This window comes from Microcystis sp. M179S2 (assembly GCF_020245805.1).
Classification (GTDB): Bacteria; Cyanobacteriota; Cyanobacteriia; order Cyanobacteriales; family Microcystaceae; genus Microcystis; species Microcystis aeruginosa.
The window spans coordinates 1-20,449 of the sequence record NZ_JADBUE010000007.1 but is presented as its reverse complement, the minus strand read 5'-3'; the positions used below and the strand labels follow the sequence as shown (position 1 = coordinate 20,449).

Annotated in this window: 5 protein-coding genes; 1 reads left to right on the top strand and 4 read right to left on the bottom strand. The window is 40.5% G+C overall.

Annotated features, from left to right (window positions below; all coding sequences use genetic code 11):
- Positions 1–263 precede the first annotated feature (263 nt).
- The gene (locus IM500_RS00305; RefSeq protein WP_061432658.1) at positions 264–890 is read right to left on the bottom strand and encodes a TetR/AcrR family transcriptional regulator; all 627 of its coding nucleotides are present in this window, start codon (positions 888–890) and stop codon (positions 264–266) included.
- Positions 891–1,175: 285 nt separating this feature from the next.
- Here IM500_RS00305 and IM500_RS00300 point away from each other — a divergent pair, with 285 nt between their 5' ends.
- Entirely contained in the window at positions 1,176–2,612 is a 1,437-nt protein-coding gene (locus IM500_RS00300) for an NADP-dependent isocitrate dehydrogenase (RefSeq protein WP_190722959.1), read from the top strand.
- Positions 2,613–2,824: 212 nt separating this feature from the next.
- Here the strand turns inward: IM500_RS00300 and IM500_RS00295 are convergent, their stop codons facing one another.
- The 3 genes from IM500_RS00295 to IM500_RS00285 all read right to left on the bottom strand — a co-directional run bounded on the left by IM500_RS00295 (position 2,825) and on the right by IM500_RS00285 (position 20,129).
- Positions 2,825–3,373, bottom strand: coding sequence for a PEP-CTERM sorting domain-containing protein (locus tag IM500_RS00295; RefSeq protein ID WP_190722960.1), 549 nt, complete (start codon positions 3,371–3,373; stop codon positions 2,825–2,827).
- A gap of 42 nt (positions 3,374–3,415) precedes the next feature.
- Positions 3,416–16,810 (bottom strand): Calx-beta domain-containing protein, encoded by a 13,395-nt coding sequence (locus IM500_RS00290; protein WP_287737356.1) that lies wholly within the window; start codon positions 16,808–16,810, stop codon positions 3,416–3,418.
- Positions 16,811–17,408: 598 nt separating this feature from the next.
- Positions 17,409–20,129, bottom strand: a complete 2,721-nt coding sequence (locus IM500_RS00285) for a valine--tRNA ligase (RefSeq protein ID WP_287737355.1) — start codon at positions 20,127–20,129, stop codon at positions 17,409–17,411.
- Positions 20,130–20,449: the final 320 nt, after the last annotated feature.

Here is a 20,449-nt window from a genome sequence, read left to right as displayed (position 1 = left end):
CGACCATTGGAGTGATTGGGGGGAAAATTCAGGTAATTTTTCCCTGAAAATTAGGTAATTGACCACCTGAAAATGGGTAAAACCCCACACCCCACACCCCACACCCCACACCCTGCCCCCACGAAAAACTTTTTCAGCAGCCCCTACTTAAGTGGGTGGGTGGAATTAAATATAAAATGAACGTAGGTTGGGTTGAAGCATGAAACCCAACGCCCGCATGGGTTACGCTACCGCTAACCCATCCTACAAATAATTGTGCCTACCTACTTAACTAACACTCCATTCAGAAAAATTTCGGCAATACCTTCGGCCATTTCTTGTAAAGCTAAGGGGGAAGCATTGCTATCTAAAATAGTTTCACTGGAAAAACCGGCAATTGCGAACATTCCTAGAAAAACCTGGGCGACAATTTTCGGATTCATGGGACGATAGATACCACGATCGATCGCTGTTTGAAAAAAAGCCTCGGCCACATCGGTCATTTTAGCAATTACCTCCGATTGAATTCGCTCTTTTAATTCGGGATGAAATTGTGCCTCTATAAAACAAACTCGCAATAAATCGCTATTTTCTCGCATTCTCAACACCCTACGTCGCATCACCTGCGCTACCGCTTTATAACTGCCCATTTCGCTCAATTCCGTCAGCAAGTCGGTGAGAATATCCACCCATCCCCTAGTGGCCACTTCGATTAAAATCGCCTTTTTGTTGGGAAAATAACGAAATAAAGTTCCTTCTGCCACATTTGCGCTTCCTGCTAGGTCTTTGGTCGTAGTTCCTTCATAACCCTTAGCGGCAAATAAACGTAAAGCGGCCTGTAGAATACGACTACGGATATCTTCTTCCCCAGAATTGGTCTCAGCTAGGGAACGTCGAAAAAGACTTTGCATAATTATTGACAGCTAGAACGGGATAGAGCCATTGTCATCGATCAAGTCAGGTGTTTGCTCAAATGCTTCATAAAATTTTGAGTAATTGGGGTTAGAGATTGTTCAGGGGAATGGAGTAACTTGGCCTTGAACAACGAGCGCAGCAGCATAAATAGATTTCCTCTAGGTTGTTTTGAGTGGAGATACCAGCAAAGGAATCTTTAAGAAATTACCCAAAATCCCTGCGTATAGATATTGACGGCGCTAGACTCCCAACGTATAGATAAATACTGTTTCTGGAAGTCCATGACTGTGAGCTACGAAAAAATCACCCCACCGACAACAGGCTCGACAATTACTTTTTCTGACGGAAAACCTCTAGTTCCCGACGATCCCATCATTCCCTTCATTCGCGGTGACGGTACGGGAGTCGATATCTGGCCCGCAACCGAAAAAGTTATCGATGCAGCGATCGCCACAGCCTACGCTGGTCAAAGGAAAATCCATTGGTTTAAAGTCTATGCTGGCGATGAAGCTTGCGAAATCTACGGGACCTATCAATATCTACCCCAAGATACCTTGACAGCGATTAAAGAATATGGTATTGCCATCAAAGGTCCCTTGACCACTCCGATCGGTGGCGGCATTCGTTCCCTGAATGTGGCTTTGCGGCAAATTTTTGACCTCTATGCCTGTGTTCGTCCCTGTCGTTACTATGCGGGAACCCCTTCCCCCCATAAAACCCCGGAAAAACTCGATGTCATCGTCTATCGGGAAAATACCGAGGATATCTATCTCGGCATCGAATGGAAACAAGGCACGGAAATCGCCGATAAACTGATTAATTATCTCAACACGGAACTAATTCCCGCCACTCCCGAACATGGTAAAAAACAAATTCCCCTCGACGCGGGTATCGGGATCAAACCGATTAGTAAGACAGGTTCCCAAAGATTAGTCCGCCGGGCGATCGAACGAGCGCTGACTTTACCCAAACCGAAAAATCAAGTTACTCTCGTCCACAAGGGTAACATTATGAAATATACGGAAGGGGCGTTTCGGGATTGGGGTTACGAATTAGCTAAAAGTGAATTCCGGGATGTGTGCGTCACCGAGATGGAATCATGGATACTCAGCAATAAGGAGAAAAACCCCGATCTGAGCATCGAAGATAACGCCCGCATGGTGGAACCGGGTTATGATGCCCTCACAGACGAGAAAAAAGCCAAAATCTGCCAAGAAGTGACCAGTGTTCTCGATGCTATCTGGGAAACCCACGGCAAGGGGCAGTGGCAAGATAAAATTATGGTCAACGATCGCATTGCCGATAGTATCTTCCAACAGATCCAAACCCGTCCCGATGAATACTCGATCCTCGCTACCATGAACCTGAATGGCGATTATCTCTCCGATGCGGCAGCGGCGATCGTGGGTGGTTTAGGGATGGGACCTGGGGCGAATATTGGCGATACTTGCGCTATTTTTGAGGCAACCCACGGCACAGCCCCTAAACACGCCGGTTTAGACCGAATTAACCCCGGTTCGGTGATTCTTTCCGGGGTGATGATGTTGGAATACATGGGATGGCAAGAAGCGGCCGATTTGATTAAAAAAGGCATCGCAGCAGCGATCGCTAATCGACAAGTTACCTACGATTTAGCGCGTCTGATGGAACCTCCCGTTAATCCTCCCCTGAAATGTTCCGAATTTGCCGACGCGATTATCTCCCATTTTGGGGATTAATTTTCCGGTTAGGGTAGCCTGAAAACTGCCCTATTTTTCGGAAAATCCCGTAACTACCGAGGTCTTGACAAATTAGGAAAAAACCAGAACTTCCCCCTTGAGAACTTGAGTTAAAACTTGTAGGATGTTTTGACCTTGTTTTCTGGCCGTAGAAATTAGAGAACGAATAAATCCCCTTGTTCGCAAGGGCGAACATCCGTTTTAACGGATGGCTAACCCTCGCTCATGATTTCTTGGTTTTCGCCTTTCAGTTTTCGCTTCAAGAAAACACAGGAGCTAAAAGTGGTCGCCAAGCCAAGGAGAGTAGATGGTTCTGGTACAGCAGTAGGAGGTTGCGACACATCCGTAACGGAGCCACTGACTACATGGCCATTAAAGTCACTGGTAATATTATTGAGAAGAATTGTCCCACCTGCTGTCGTTAAGGGAGAGTCAAAAACTAAAGAGAGACTATTCAACCCATTTAACCAGTCAATTGCTTGGATTCCACTGCCACTAGGAGTTGCCAAACTAATATTAATTACGTCAGCCGCCGTCAAAGTCAGTCCGTCAATCATCAGGTTACTGAAAGTAATATTAGGAGCCGTACTGTTTTCATTATCAATGGTAAAACTTCCTGTAATCCCAGTAGCCGGATTGCTGTTAATACTACCATTATTAATCGTCCAGGTCAGTGCTTGGGCTGGCAGGTGAGGGGAAAAAGTGCTGGCTAAAAGTGCTGTCGTGGCAGCCAGAAGCAAGTTGGCTGGCTTAGTCTTCATTAATTGACTCCTTTGTCAGATCGGTTCGATTTGGGTGGGTAACTAGAGAGTGACAAACCATTGAGGATGAGCGTCAAATCCCGTAACAGGATTGCCGAGATTATCTGTTACTTGAGCTAATGCTTCGATGCCAGAAAGAATCTGATTACTATTAAAGCTCAATTGTCCGAAGTTTAGTCCACTTAGGGCAAAGAGATCGCCTTCGAGAGCATTGAAGTCGAGAATGCGATCGCTGCCATTCCCCGCTGCGAGGACAAAGCGATCGGCACCGCTGCCACCGGAGAGGATATCCAGTCCAGCGCCGCCGTCGAGGAGATCATCCCCTTCTTCTCCATACAGTTTATCGAAATCTCCCCCACCGTAGAGGCTATCGTTACCGATCCCGCCTTTGAGGATATCGCGTTGGTTGGAACCAATGATGAGATCGTCGCCACCGCCGCTTTCAAGGCGCTGATAGCCTAACTGGTTAGAGGCATCAAGGTAGTCATCTTGCTCTGTCCCTTGCGTGGTCCCACCACTGGGAGGAACAGTTATAGGAACTGGATTGAAAATATGAAGGATGACGGTAGTGATATTAGAGTCAGCTAAACTATCATTCACTTTGTAGGTAAAGCTATCGGTTCCAACAAAGTCAGTATTAGGAGTATAACTGAAGGAGCCATCTGAATTGAGAGTTAGATTTCCGTTGCTGGGGTTAGTTTCAATAACTGCTGTTAGAGGCTGATTTTCAGTATCGGTATCGTTGTTTAAAACTCCGGCTGCTGGAATGTTGAGAGTGGTGTTGCGGAGGGTATTGTAGCTATCTGGATTAGCTACGGGTGCGTCATTAATTGGATTGACGGTTAGAGTGACAGTAGTGATATTAGAATCAGCTAAACCATCATTCACTTTGTAGGTAAAGCTATCGGTTCCCACAAAGCCAGTATTAGGAGTATAGTTGAAAGAATCATCGGGATTGAGGGTGAGGATTCCTTTCTCTACTGGACTGACTAAATTGACTGTTAAACTATCATTTTCTGCATCCGTATCATTGCCTTTGATTCCAGGAGCATTAATGGTTAAAGTAGTGTCTTCATCGAGACTGTAACTATCTGGATTAGCTACGGGTGCGTCGTTAACTCCAGTGATGGTGGCAGTGACTGTAGCAGTGTCAGTGCCACCGTTTCCGTCGCTGAGAGTGTAGGTGAAGCTGTCGGTGGTAATTTCTCCGTTCTTTAAGGCTTCAAATTGACCGTTGGGATTATAAGTTAATGTACCATTGGTGTTGAGGGTTAATAGCGCACCGGAGGATAAAATAATCTGAGTGCCTACATTAGCCGTATTACTGTTAACAGCAGTAACGGTGAGAGAATCTTTATCTGGATCGCTGTCAGCACCACTTCCGTTGTTAATTAGCACGTTGCCAGTTAAGAGGGTATCTTCGTTAGTGGTGAGTGCATCATCTTGAGCGATTGGCGGATTGTTAGTGGCTGTGATGATCGCGAATGTTGCTGTTTTGGCTGCATCTCCACTATTTCCTGCGGGATCTTGAAGGGTGTTAGTATTGACAGTTAATTGATAGTTTCCAGCCGTTCTGGTTAACTCTGTAAGTCCTTTAATTCGATAAGTTGTACCAGAGAGATATTCAACGGTAACAGCATCAGTAATCAGATTTTCGCCATTATTGCGTTGTAAGGTAATGTCGGTATAGTCAAAAGTAGAGAGGTTGATCGCTTCCGAGAAACGAAGATCGATAGAATTAATTGGTGTAGCAATGGGAGTTTGGGGAATATTGAGAAATTCAAGTAAGGTAGGAGTAATGATATCGGCAAAGAGATTAAAGTTCGTCGTGGTGATATTACCTGCGGGATCGATAATTTGAATATCTAAGTTTCTGGTTCCCGATGAAGGTAACTGAATTGTGCTGCTGAATTGAGTATTATTAACGGATGCTTGTCCTAAGCTTTGATTGAGAGTACGATCGATCAAGAAGACGCTTAAACCCGTTTCGCTAAGAGATCCTGTGAGGTTTAGGGTAGTAGTGTTAACTAGGTTTTGACTGTTAGGGGTAATAGTTTTATTGCCTACTTTAAGGTTACTAGGTGCATCGGGTGGAGTGGTATCCATTACCCAAATTTCTGCTGCACTTCCTAGTCCTAAATTTCCTGATAAATCTTTAATTTCATTTCCATTAACTGTTAGGGTGTAAGTTCCTTCAGTTTGGGTTAAGTTATTCAGTCCATTAATCCGGTAGGTTGTATCATTAACTGGGGTAATTGTGACGGTATTATTAATTAGATTGCTGCCACTGTTACGGGTGAGGGTAATATCTTCCCAAGTGAAGGAACTTAAATCAATCGCTTCCGAGAGGGTGACATCGAGGGAAGAAACGGGAATATTGCGAGTATCAATCTGCAAGTCTCGAATATCTGTAACAGTGGGTGGAGTATTATCTGCATTTCCAGTAGCAGTTTTAACCCAAGTTTCACTGAGTAAACCTGTCCCCAGTTTACCGTCTAAATCCTTAATTTCATTAGCGTTTACGGTTAATTGATAGTCGCCATCAATGTTAGTAAGATTTTCTAAGCCTGTAACTTGATAGCGCGTAGTTGAAAGAGGAATAATAGAGACAACATTAGTAATTAAATTTGTCCCATTGTTGAGGGTTAAGCTGAGATCAGTATAATCAAAAGTGCTTGCTTGAATCGGTTCGGAGAAATCAATAGCGATTGCGTTTACCGCAGTAGAACGAGGATCGGGAGTAACATCAATAATATCTGTTACTGTGGGGCCACCAGAGGTGTAAATAATTGTATAGTTACTGTTGCCAGCGTTAGCGTTGTAGTCAAGTAGATGTAGAATATTTTCGTAGATAGGACGACCTGTAGCGGGGAAAGTTCGGTCAGTTGTCCAGACGTTATCTAATTTAATAGACGTTCCATCAGACCGCAAAACTTGAGCTATTTCTAAACTACCATTACTAGGATCTGCTAGGTGTAAATATGTCCAACCACTATTGACATTGACGATAATTTGTGCCTGTTGATTGTTGATGGTTGCTGTTGCATTGGTAAGGACGTTTACGGGTGCAGTTGTGCCATTGCTGAAGTAGAGAATATCAGGATAGAAGTTAGCGTCAAAGGTATCATTAACTAAGAAGTCAGGTAGGTTATCACTATCCACATTAACCTGATGGGTGAGTTCGTGAATTTTGACTTCTTTAATTAGGGATAGTTCCGGTTTGCCGAGATCGTTAATATGTTCAAAGGTGGCGTTATATTCGGTGAATTTACCCTGTAAAGAAGATTTGAATAACCAATCAGCAACGGCGGTTTTTCCCGCTTCAATATTGCCGAAATTAACGGTTAAGGAGGGGGTAATGGATTCTGTGCCGATTTGAGTACCGATGATATTAAAATCAATCAGTAAGCCTTTTTCGTTGTCGATAATCTTGGGTTGTGCCGAAGATATGTGGAGGTTTTTGGCTGTGCCTTTGCCTTGATTTTTAACTAAAATACCAAGGGAGAAGGGAACGGATGGTTCAATTTCAACTGTAAAAGGATCGTCAGCAAAGACATCTCGTTGATGGAAGTAATCGAGGTATAATTCTGCTTGTGGGAAGACAGTAACAGGAGTTGAAAGCAGAGGAACAGTGATATTATTGCCATTTTCTTTATAGCTTAAGCTGCCGCCGATGCTGTAAATAGTAGGTTCATTGGGTGCAGCGTTTCCTGTGGGAATAAATGTCCATTCTGCACTTCCTGAAGTGTTGGCTAATATTGTTCCTGTTCCATCAACTGCGGTAAGGTTAGAAAGGGTAGGGTTAGTGATACCAAATAGATTGTTAACGGTGTTTCCTTGACTGTCTTTGATGTTGATAGTAACGGTGATATTTTCTAGGTTATTGGTGTCGTTACCATTGTCAATTTTTAATGTTCCAAGGAATCCGGAACGAGTCATGATTGCCTCTTGGTTAATTTGCAGTTTAACTTGAGCGCAGACTGAACCTTGATTACAAGAATTAGATTGTATCTCTATTGGAACACTGCTAACAATAGGACTAATAGAACTAACTTCACCATTTCCAGGATTAAATCCGCCATTCACGGGATTAAATCCAACACCACCAAAACTGATAGGTATTGAGGACAGTAATGCACAATTTCCTTCAACATTATTGATAGCAATTGGTGTAGATTTCAAGACTAGGTTTGACCCACAGGAATAGTCATAAGTTAAAGAAGCAGGAATTCCACAGGAAACAACTCCATTGCTTGTATCCGCAATTCTCGTAATTCTTACCGGAACAGTCAGCGAACTTTTTGCGCCTAAAGTTCCAATATTTTCAATTAAAGGCTCAATTTTATAGAAAGGATGTTCACCAAAATTCAACCGAACATCATTGGCTGCAATTAATCCATGATTGGTAACTGTCATGTCAACTTGCATCATTTGGCCGACAACTTGCAGGTTTATTAAATCAATTAATGGCGGGTCAATTGTTACAGTGGGAATGGGATTAGCAATACTATCACTACTACCATCTAAAGCAGGAACGTGCGTTTCAAAAACACTTTCAATAGTGATGGTATATTTATCTTCAATTTCTGTAGGAACAACTCGCCATACATATTTAACCGTTTGACGAGATAAGAAAGATTCTATATCCTCGGTTTCTCCTGCTTTAATTTGAATTGTTTGAGTGTAAGAATCGTGGCTTTTAGCTTGAACTTCTAACTGATAATATCCTTCAGTAAGATTATCCCAAGATACCATTCCCGTTGCATCTGTGGTGATGCGTCGGACTTCGTTTCCGGTAATATAATCTCGGAGAATAATCGTAGCATCTTTTAATTTAGGTGCAGATTCGGTAAAGAATGTCAACTCATCGACAACAGTAATTTGTAAGCTACCAACTGCATCGGAAACCGCACGGAAACTGAAAGGTAAAGACAAATCGCCATCATTTCCGACGACATCTAAGACGAGATTGCCGTTATAAACCGTTAGCGGTAAATTTGCATCAGGAGTGAGTAATAAAGTAACTTTGCTTGACTCTCCGGGATTAAGAGAAGATAGAGTGACAGGTGAGACTAATTTTAACCAAGGTGCATCAGGAAGAATTACTTGAACGTCCCCAGTTGCAATTCCGCCATTGTTTGTTACTTCAAATTCAATGGGAGTTTGTTTTCCTCGTAACATCCCATTACTAAGAAGGTTAGTATTAGCAACTAAATGAGGAACAATGCGACGCAGATTAATCGTAACAGGAAGCGTTGTGCTTACGCCTTCTGCACTGGTGAGATTAATATTAAATGTGTCTTGAGTAATGGGTGAATTATTGGGTGCAGTAATGGTGTAAGTAATGGGTAAATTGCTATTCCCTGCTAAGGTATTGGCTGCATTAACTTGTATATTCCAATCTTGAGGCGCACCTTCGATGGTGTAAGTAATCCCTGTAATGGGAATATCCGTTAAATTTTGTAGGGTTGCTGTTGCATTAAAGGGTGAATCGGCATTAATTTGATAGTAAGCACCGCTTGTGTTAAAGCGCATTCCTAAGAGTTTAAAGCTATCTTCGGCGGTGGTGTCTTCGCTAGTGTAATTAGGGAAATAGGCATTAATTTGATATTGTCCCCCTTCTCCGGGTAAGGGTTGAAATTCCTTGACAAAGTTGCCATTTCCATCAGTAAAAGCGGTTAATTCGCGAACAGTCCCGTTATATTTAATGGCGATGGTGACAAATTCGTAGGGAACAGCAGAGTTATCACTATTACTGAAGGCTTTACCCTGTAAAATAACTTTGTTTCCTGTTACTCCAATTTCGGTATCAGTAGAAACAGTAGCACGATAGGCAGGAGTAATATTAATAGAGGTAATAGTGGTATTATTGTTTTCACCTAATCCGATCCCTTCATTAATAGTATTTGCTGTATCAGTTTGAGCGATTAAATAGTATTGTCCGGGAGTTTTGGGGATGAAAAATGGGAGATTACGTTCGTAGAATAAGCCTGTGGGAATTGTTCCAGAAAATTGATAGTTGTCTAAAAATATATCTTTGTTGGTTTCTAAGGTGGTATCAGTAGAAAGATAAATTTTATCTGTCCAAGTACCCTTTGCTTCACTTAATCCTTGATTGACAACTCGATAGGTGAAGCTGCCTTGTTTTCCAGTTAATAAAGGTGTGGACGCACTTAGATTAACTATTTTCAAATCGGGGACATTAATATCAGCAACGTTGATGGTATCTGTACCTTGACTAAAGCCTGTGGCTGTGGCAGTAATAGTAACAGTTTGAATGCCATCAGGGATGTTATCATTGACTGCATTTAGGGTAAAGGTTGCTGATGCTTGGTTGGCAGGAATAATAACTTGATTGGGGACAGTTATTTCACTGGTATTATTGGAGGCGAGAGTAACAATTAAATCTTCATCAGTGATAATACTGCGGGTAATAGTTGCGGTTGCTGCGTTATTTCCTGCGTTTTCAGCAACAGTATCTTTATCAATCGCAAGACTTAAACTAGGAGTTAATCCGTTGTCAACAATGGTGAGAGTCGCTGTATTTTGACTGCCAATAGTTGCGCTACCTGTAGGGTTAACAAGGGTTAAATTGACGGTTTCATCTGGTTCGGAGATAATATCATTTCTGACAGGAATATTAATAATTTTGCTCTTTTCTCCGTCAGCAAAAGAGATATTAAGAGAAGTTTGGATGTAGTCATCAGGATAGGCTGCGCTTCCGCCGTCGAGATTAATGGTTGCACCAACAACACCCGTCAGTCTGCCAATGCGGTTGACGGTAACGGCAGCGATTGCGGTTCCATCTTCGCATATAGTAAAGTTAGGCGCACTAAATGCCAGTTGGACATCATCATCTAAGATGGTGACAGTGGCACTATTTTGATTGCCAATAGTTGCGCCACCTGTGGGATTTGTTAAAGTAATGGTAAAGGTTTCATTACTTTCAACTTGAGTATCATTTATGATAGGAACAAAGTTACTTCCTTGACTTCCTGCTAATTGAACAGGAATAATTTTACTTATTTCATTTTCACCTAAGATAACAGTAATAGGTGAACTGAGAAAGTCAGAAGTAGTGAGATGAAGTCCACAGGCGCAGCCTTTGGCAGTACCATTAGTAAAGGTGATGGTTGCTCCGACTGTTCCTGTTTTGCGTCCAGCACGAGTTACGATGATGTCAGTAACGGCGGTTCCATCTTCACTAACGGTATAGTTAGCGGCACTGAAGTTAAGCTGTACGTCATCATCAAGAATGGTTAAAGTAGCGGTTTTTTGTGTGCCTAAGATTGCGCCATTGGTGGGATTAGTTAGGGTAAGATTGATGGTTTCGGTATTCTCAACAAAGGTGTCATTGGTGATAGGAACGGTGACATTTTTTTCGGTTTCGCCGTTAGCGAATGTGACGGTAATAGAGGTTTTATCGTAATCGTCTGGGGTAGCTGTTCCGTTAGTCAAATCAATGGTTGCGCTAACTTCTCCTTGACTGCCACCTGTACGAATTATTTTGACTTGATTGACTGGTGTTCCGTCTTCGTTAACGTTAAATTGAGCGTTACTAAAGGCTAATATTCCGGGTTCAGGTACATCAATTAGGTTAATTATGAAAGATTGGTCATAGCTTAATCCACCTGAATCTTTACTACGGATGGTAACTGGATAACTGCTATTAGTTTCATAGTCTAATTTACTACCATCAGCGACAATTAATTGATTATTATTAATAGCAAAGCGTCCATCGGCGTTGTTAATTAATTCGTAGGTGTGGGTATCACCTAAATCAGGGTCAGTGGTGGTTAATGTGCCGATAATTGTTCCATTATTACTATTTTCTGGGATGTTGGTGTTACTAAGTTGAATAGCTGTAGGTATTTCGTTAAGGTTATTGACAGTAATATTAAAGGTTTTGACTAAATCTAAACCGCCTTTATCTGTAACTTTAACAGTGATGTTGTGGTTAGTGTTAGTTTCCGCATCCAGTAAGTTACTGTTAGCAACTCGTAATTCATTACCAACAATAGTAAAGCGACCATTTGCATTATCTAATAAGGTGTAAGTGAAGGTATCATTTAGGTCAGGGTCAGTAGTATTTAGAACACCGATAACAGTATTATTGGGACTGTTTTCGTCAACTTTATTGTTACTCAGTTGTAAGTCTGTGGGAGCATCGTTAACATTATTAATGGTAATGTTAAAGGCTGTTTCACTAGAAGTTATTGTTCCATCTGTAACCGTAAATTTAAAGTTATCGGATGTGGGTTCACTACCGTTATGTTGATAGGTTAAAAGACCATTATCTAAGTCAGCTTGGGTGAAAGTGTTACCTAGTTTTAAAGTAGTAGGAACAATTCCTGTTGTCCAAGTTGCACCATAAACTGTCCCATTATTATGATTGTTAGTAGAGTCTGTTACTGTATTTCCTGAACCTTCATTAAAGTTCCAATAGCCAACTAATCCGCCTTCAGTTCCAATTAATTGGCGGTTCATATCCGCTTGTATTTCAGCTTGAGTTCTGGCTTTATTCCAGATTCTAACTTCATCAAAAACCCCATAAAAATCTGCATCAGGAGGAACCCAATTACTTTTACCAATATACTGATTATAGCGAATAGTATTGACTACAGGGTAAATATTACCAGAAGCCTTTATTTGACCATTCCAGTAGATATAGGCATTGCCATTGCTATTAGTAACTGCGGCAACATGAGTCCATTGATTTTCAGGAAATATTTCATTGGTAATAATTTTTATTGTGCTACTACCTTGGTAGTTTTCCATAAACATTTGACCTGAACTGCCATACCAACCAAGTACAATATTATTATTTATTCTCCCATTTCCTAAATCAATAATTCTCTGCCAATAGCGATGAGAATCTTTAGCATAAACCCAAGCTTCAACTGTAATTGCACCTCCTATAGCACTAGCTGGTAAGTTTACATAATCACCACTTCCATCAAATGATAATGCCTTACCAGTCGAATTATTAAAAATTAACTGACCATTATCAGGTAAATCAGTTAAGGTGTAAATAATGTCTGTGGGTTGTTTATTCGTTTCAAAAGCTTTAAGGACAGTATTATTAATCAGTTTTGTTTGTCCTTCATCAAGAGTGATTCCCTGATTAATTTCGTTGTCAACAATAGTTAAAGTTGCTTTATATTGTGTGCCAATAGTTGCGCCACTTGTAACATTTGTTAGAGTTATATTAATGGTTTCATTGCCTTCAAATTGAATGTCATCAACAATGGGAATAGTAATCGTTTTCGATGTTTCGCCGTTGGCAAATGTTACTGTAATCGGGTTATTATTGTAGTCATTGGGTGTTGTTGCAGTGTTGTTATTTAGGTTGATAGTTGCGCTAACTTGTCCATCAATGCCATTTGTACGATTGATGGTGACAACATTAACAGGTGTTCCGTCTTCATTAACGCTAAATTGAGCATTACTAAAGGCTAATATTCCGGGTTCAGGAACATCATTATCAACAATCGTTATTGTGGCTGCATTTGTTCCTAAAACTGCGCCACCAGTAGAATTATAGAGCTTAAGAGTAAAGGTTTCATTCCCTTCATAACTAGAGTCATTAGTGATAGGAACAGTGATAGTTTTCTGACTTTCTCCTGCATTAAAAGTTAATGTTCCATTGACAGCAGTATAGTCTTCTCCTGCTTTGGCTGTTCCGTCATTGGTGCTATAATCAACGGTAAAAATTTGATGGCTAATTCCTGTTAATTTAACCGTGAAAGTTGCTTGACTTTGAGATTCATTAATGGTGGTATCAGCGATAGAAATGGTAGATGTTCCATTGAGAACTTCGATAATTCCTTTTAATTGAGGAGGAAAATGAGAAGGCGGATTATTTGGCAAATCATACCATTTTTCGCTAGGACCAGGATCGTAAGGATCGTTAATAATCCCATAGTCCTCATTTCCTACATTATTTGGTTCTGTAACAGACCAATTAACATAAGTAACAGGTTCACCATTAATCCATTTCCAATCTCCTTCTTGTACTGCATCAGTAAATCCTATCCAAAATGATTCATTACTACCAAAAGCATTGACTAAAAACTGATTTTCTGCTGCATCATTAATGGTAACTAAATTACCTCCCATTGCTTGCGCTTGTGCTTGAGCGTCTGTCCAAGTTGTCGGCGTAGTTAGATAATAAGTAATTGGAGTGTCAACAATAGTTAAAGTAGCTGTTTTTTGTGTTCCTAATGTTGCGCCATTCGTGGGATTACTGAGGGTTAGGTTGAGGGTTTCGTTACCTTCATAAGCAGTATCTTTGACAATGGGTATAGTGATATTTTTCTCGGTTTCACCGTCAGCAAAAGTGACTGTAATCGGTGCATTATTGTAGTCATTAGGTGCTGTTGCTGTACCATTACTAGGAGTAACAGTAACGCTGACTTCTCCCTGCTTATTCAGGCTACGGGTTAGGGTAATCTCGTTGATAGGTGTTCCGTCTTCTTTGACTGTATAAGTAGCTTGACTGAAAGCAATTACACCAGAATCAGCCACATCAATTAGGTTAATATCAAAGGATTTATCGTAGGTTAATCCGCCTTGATCTCGCGTCCGAATAGTGATAGTATGCTTTTGATGAGTTTCGTAATCTAATTTAGTTCCATCAGCGACAATTAACTGATTACCATTAATGGCAAAACGTCCCCCTGCATTATCAACTAAGCTGTAAGTAAAGGTATTATTTACGTCAGGATCAGTAGTGTTTAATGTGCCGATAACTGTGCCGTTGGGACTATTTTCATCAATGGTATTCTTGCTTATTTGGATATTTGTTGGTGATTCATTAACATTATTAATAGTAATGTTAAAAGTAGAAATAGGTGGGTCGCTGGTATTAAATTTTTGTACATAGATACCGTTTTCACTACCATCTTGATTTTCTGATGTCCAAGTAATGATAACAGAACTTCCATCTGCTAAGGTTGTTATGGCAGGAAACCATTGATTATTAGCCGTGTATTGATTAATGGCAAATTCATTACCAATCTTATTACAATTAGCGTCAAATTGCTGTCCATAAATACCATAACCACTACCATCTTGATTTTGGGATTGCCAAACAACAACAAATCCACCATTACCTAAAGCAGTTACAGATTGATAAAATTGATTTCCAGTAGTATAAGTATTAATTAGAAATTCACTGCCTATTTTATTACCAGTGGAGTCAAATTTTTGTCCATGAACACCATAACCACTACCATCAATACCATTTCCATTCCAGTTTCCAGAATCATAAGTAACAACAAATCCACCATCAGTTAATACGGCTATTCTTGGTTCAGAATAATCATAATAAGGGCTAGAATGAATTTGAAACTGATTGCCTAGCTTATTACCATTGTTGTCATAACGCTGTCCATAAAGACCCCAATGACCATTATTTTGAGGATAGGATTGCCAAGCAACGATTAAATCACCATTATTTAGGGTTATTGCGGCCGCTTGTATTTGGATTCCAGAAGTATAAGTATTAATTGGGAAATTAGTACCTACTTTATTGCCATTAGCACCATAGCGTTGTCCATAAATATTACCATCAACATCTCCTGATTCAGATGCCCAAGTGACAAAGAAACCACCATCATTAAGAGTTGTTACTGAAGGATAAGGTTCCCACCATTGGGTATCTTGAGTATAGGTACTAATTTGAAATTCACTGCCTACTTTATTGCCATTAGTATCATAGCGTTGTCCATAAATAGGATTACCACTTCCATCTTGTAATTTAGATGCCCAAACCACAACAAAACCGCCACTATTTAAAGCTGTAATTGAGGGGTTATATTGAGCATTTTGAGTGTAGGTATTAATTTGAAATTCACTGCCTATTTTATTACTATTAATGTCGTAACGTTGCCCATAGATTCCCCAATCACTGCCATCTTGTCCTTGGGATGACCAAACAATTACAAAGCCACCATCTTTTAAAGCTGTTGTTGATGATTGATGGTAGTTATCATTAAATCCTTGATTATTAGTTGTATAGGTATTAACCTGAAATTCATTTTTGACATCGGCAAGGGTAAATTTAAAGTTATCAGATGTGGTTTCACTACCGTTATGTTGATAGGTTAAAAGACCATTATCTATATCAGCTTGGCTGAAAGTATCACCTAGTTTTAAAGTTGTACTGGTGGGTACAATTCCAGTAGTCCAAGTTGCACCATAAATTGTGCCATTATTATGATTATTAGTTAAGTCTGTAACCGTATTTCCTAAACCTTCATTAAAGTTCCAATAACCGACTAATCCAGTTTCATTACCTGTTAATTGACGATTGATGTCAGCTTGAATTTCAGCTTGAGTTCTGGCTTTATTCCAGATTCTAACTTCATCAATTAAGCCATTAAAATAATTTGTATATCCTGTCCCTATATAGATAGGATTATTACTCGGTGTTGCTGAATTAAATATGGTGTATGTCTCATTAACTTTTACTCCATTTATATACCAACTAAGTTTTTGATTGCTAAAATCTCTTACAACTGCAAGATGAGACCACTGATTAATATTTAGACTTTGATTAGTATTAAATGCTTGATAATTTATTCCACTACTACCCCAGTCTCTACCAGTGACTCCATAATAGTAATGAACAGTTCCGTCAGCAGCCCAACTCACGTTTCCTTCAAGAGTAAGAGTTCCTTCGCCTCCCCAAGCTTTGTTAAAAGGATTTTGTCTGTAATTAAAATGATTTGGCTTAATCCATAGTTCAATTGTTTGATTTTCAGTAATTTGTAACGCATTAGGATTTCCTAAAGCGATATAGTCATTACTTCCATCAAATGATAATGCTTTACCAGTGGGATTATTGAGAATTAACTGACCGTTATCAGGTAAATCAGTTAAGGTATAGATAATCTCTGTGGGTAACTTATTAGTTTCAACAGCTTTAAGAACAGCATTATTAATCAGTTTTGTTTGTCCTTCATCAAGGATGATTACTTGATTAACTTCGTTGTCAACTATCGTTAAAGTTGCTTTGTCTTGTGCGCCAATGGTTGCGCCGCCTGTAGCATTTGTTAGGGTTAAATCGAGGGTTTCACTTCCTTCAAATTGAAGATCATCTACAATAGGAATAGTAATAGTTTTAGAGGTTTCCCCATTATTAAAGATGACAGGGATAGAATTATTAGGATAATCATTAGGACGTTTAGCTGTTCCATCACTTAAAGCTATCGTCGCGCCAACTTGTCCATTACTTCCACCTGTACGATTAATGATGACAACATTAACAGGTGTTCCGTCTTCATTAACCGTAAATTGAGCATTACTAAATGCTAAAGTTCCAGGTTTTGGTATATCATCATCAATAATAGCGATTGTGACCGCATTTGAACTATGGGGAATACTTACATAGTCATCAGTCCCATCGAATAAGAGAGAATAATCGTTACTCATAATCTACCCCTTCTCTTAGCTGTGATTCCAAGCAAAACCGAGCGGAGATTAGTCGGAAACTAACCTACAAAAATCACCCACACTTTTACCAGATAATTGTGACTAGAACTGTTATAAAAACGTCGAGCTTGACTACATATACCCAGTCAATTGAGCGCAAATCAACTTCTTAGCTGTTCTGACACTATTATAGAAATCCTAGGGACAAAAGTTCAGTATAAATACTCAATCGCAACAAAAAGAAATAAACAATATTTTGATTGTTTATTTAGAAATGTAACAGAAAAAAATAAGGTTTTGGTCGTAGATACAGCGAGTCAAGGTTAGCTTTATTGTTATTGAGAAGGAATTTGAAATTGCTAACTTAATTCACCTAGTGGTGCAGAAAACTCCTGAAAGACTTGCTGGACAAGGAGTACGAGTTACATAGGGGGTTAAGAGGAGCAAGTTTGAGATGCTTAAGTTCCCCAAAGTCCTCCCTATGTTAGCTCCTCTCCTTTAACTTCAACTACTTGAGCAACTAAGTCAATGGATTAAGGGATAATCTCGATCGCAGTAGCTTTGATCTAGCCTACTGGACTTAGTTAGTACAGAATAACTATTGCAGGCGTTTTAAGCGTTCTTGGAGAATTTGGGCTTGTTTTTCGGCCTCTGCTAAAGCTTGCTTCGTTTTTTGGATTAAAGCTTCTGGAGCTTTTTCAACAAAGCTAGGTTTATTTAGGCGATCGCTCAAACTCTTGATTTCCCCTTCTACTTTAGCTAAATTTTTCGCTAATTTCCCAGCCAATACCGATATATCAACCAATCCGGACAGGGGGATGAGGATTTCTACCGTAGCGACAACACCAGCGATCGCCTGATTGACTTCCTCGGTTAATTTGGCCGTCAAAATTAACTTTTCGATCTTGGCCAAGTCTTTTAAGTACACTTGTCCGCGTTGCAGAATAGCTAATTCTTGACTGTTTTCTGTCTGTAAAATTGCCGTGATCGTTGCCCCCGGTTTAATCCCCGCTTCGGCCCGCAAATTACGCAACACCCGAATACTTTCTATTAATAACTCAAAAGTATTTTCTAAATCTAGATCGATCAGAGAACTATCAGCTATTGGATAGGTTTCTAAGGCCAAAACCTGCTGATTTTCTTGGGTTAAATTATGCCAAATTTCCTCGGTAATATGGGGCATAAAGGGATGTAATAATTTTAATGTCCCTGCCAAGATAAAAGCCAAAGTTTGGCGGGCTGTAGCACAGGAAACCGATTCTTTATCCTTCCATAAACGAGTTTTCACTAACTCGATATACCAATCACAGAAATCGCGCCAGATAAATTCGTATAGACCTTTTGCCGCTTCTCCCATGCCATAATTTTCTAGATAATCTCTAGTTTTTTGCACTGTTTGATGATAACGAGATAAAATCCAGCGATCGGCTAATTCTAAATTTTCTAAAGCTGGTTCTCCCAATTCTTCTGGGGTTTTTCCCTCCAGATTCATCATGACAAAACGGGAAGCATTCCAAATTTTATTGGCAAAATTTCGGGCCGCTTCTACGGATTCCGATTCATCGGTTTTACGGTTGTATTGCAGACTGATATCCTGTCCTGCTCCTGCCACTTCTCGAATTAAGGTATATCGTAAAGCATCGGTTCCATATTTATCAATTAAAATTAGGGGATCGATGCCGTTATTGGCAGATTTAGACATCTTTTTGCCGTTTTCATCCCTAACTAAACCGTGAATATAGACATCTTTAAAAGGCATTTGTCGCGTAAAATAGCCCGCCATCATCGTCATTCTGGCCACCCAGAAAAAGATAATATCAAAACCAGTGACGAGGGTTGTGGTGGGATAATAGGTGTCTAGATCAAGGGTTTTTTCTGGCCATCCCATAGTCGAAAATGGCCACAATCCCGAGGAAAACCAAGTATCTAAAACATCGGGGTCTTGTTGAATAATTATATCCTCTCCATACTCTTGTTTGGCCTTGGCTAAAGCGGAGGTTTCATCCTGAGCAACGACGAAGGGAGTATGGTTAGTAATTTCGTTGTTAGTTTCACTGATAATGTACCAAGCGGGAATTTGATGACCCCACCACAGTTGTCGAGAAATACACCAATCTTTTAGTTTAACTAACCAGTCGCGATAAACTTTTGTCCATCTTTCTGGCACAAAACGGGGCGAGTTTTCCTGATCTAAACAGGCTAAAGCTTTTGTGGCTAAAGGTTCAATTTTAACGAACCATTGGGTAGATAAAAGGGGTTCCACGGGAACTTTACCTCGATCGCTATAGGGGACGCTATGGCGATAGGCTTCAATTTTAACTAAAAAGCCATCTTCATCGAGTTTTTTAACGACATTTTTGCGGGCAACAAAACGATCTTGACCCGCGAATATTCCGGCATTTTCGTTTAAACTGCCGTCTAAATTCATGATATTAATAAAGGCTAAATTATGGCGTTTACCCATCTCAAAATCCTTAGGATCGTGGGCCGGCGTAACTTTGACGCAACCGGTACCGAATTCGGGATCCACCAATTCATCGGCAATAATCGGGATTTCTCGCCCCATTATCGGTAAAGTGACGGTTTTGCCGATTAAATGGCGATAACGGCGGTCTTGCGGGTTGACAGCTACACCAGTATCACCGAGCATGGTTTCGGGCCTTGTGGTGGCTACTTGAAGATAACCGCTACCATCGCTAAGAGGATAGCGAAAATACCAGAGATTTCCCTCAATGTCCTTGTTTTCCACCTCTAAATCGGAAACGGCCGATCGGGATTCGGGACACCAGTTAACTAAGTATTGACCGCGATAGATTAATCCGTCCTCATAGAGTTTGATAAAAGCAGTACGGACAGCATGGGAAAGTCCCTCATCCATGGTGAAACGTTCCCGCGTCCAATCGACGGATACCCCCAAGCGTCGCAGTTGATTAACAATGGTACTACCGGACTCCTCTTTCCATTGCCAAGCGCGTTCGAGGAATTTTTCCCTTCCTAGTTGGTAACGGTCGGTTTTTTCGGCTTTTAATTGGCGATCGAGTATAGCTTGTACTGCAATACTAGCGTGATCTGTACCGGGCAGCCAGAGGGTATTTTTGCCGGTCATGCGTTTGTAGCGAACGAGTGTATCAATCAAGGAACTCTCGAAAGCGTGACCCATGTGGAGACTACCGGTAACATTGGGAGGGGGGATGACTATACAGTAGGTTTCGCCGCCTTTTTCGGGGTTTGCTGTAAATATTTCTTGATTTTCCCAATATTGCTGCCATTTCGTTTCTGTGATCTTGGGATCGTATTGCTTCGATAGTTCCGAGGTCATGATGGGGGGATTCTACAATTCTTAGTTCTTTGTCAATTGTCCCACATTTGGGAGAGATCAAATTCCTGTTTAGTTGCCAGCTAAAAAATTTTAAGAGTCCTATTAAGATAGCTGTTATCTTTTGCTCGGCTAAACCTAGCTAATTTCTGGTAACTTTTTTGTATCTCACCAGTATAATAATTGCTATAATCAATTGAGGGAGTCGATCAATAAGTGGGTAGGTATTAAAAACTTTCAGATGCCCCCCTTATTAAGGGTAGGGTTGATTCATGAATCAACCCTACTTAATAAGGGGGAGATCGGCACCCCCCTTATCAAGG

Bases quoted from the DNA above. Each gene is read 5' to 3' on its own strand.
- IM500_RS00305 (WP_061432658.1), bottom strand. From the start codon at position 890: ATGCAAAGTCTTTTTCGACGTTCCCTAGCTGAGACCAATTCTGGGGAA.
- IM500_RS00300 (WP_190722959.1), top strand. From the start codon at position 1,176: ATGACTGTGAGCTACGAAAAAATCACCCCACCGACAACAGGCTCGACA.
- IM500_RS00295 (WP_190722960.1), bottom strand. From the start codon at position 3,373: ATGAAGACTAAGCCAGCCAACTTGCTTCTGGCTGCCACGACAGCACTT.
- IM500_RS00290 (WP_287737356.1), bottom strand. From the start codon at position 16,810: ATGAGTAACGATTATTCTCTCTTATTCGATGGGACTGATGACTATGTA.
- IM500_RS00285 (WP_287737355.1), bottom strand. From the start codon at position 20,129: ATGACCTCGGAACTATCGAAGCAATACGATCCCAAGATCACAGAAACG.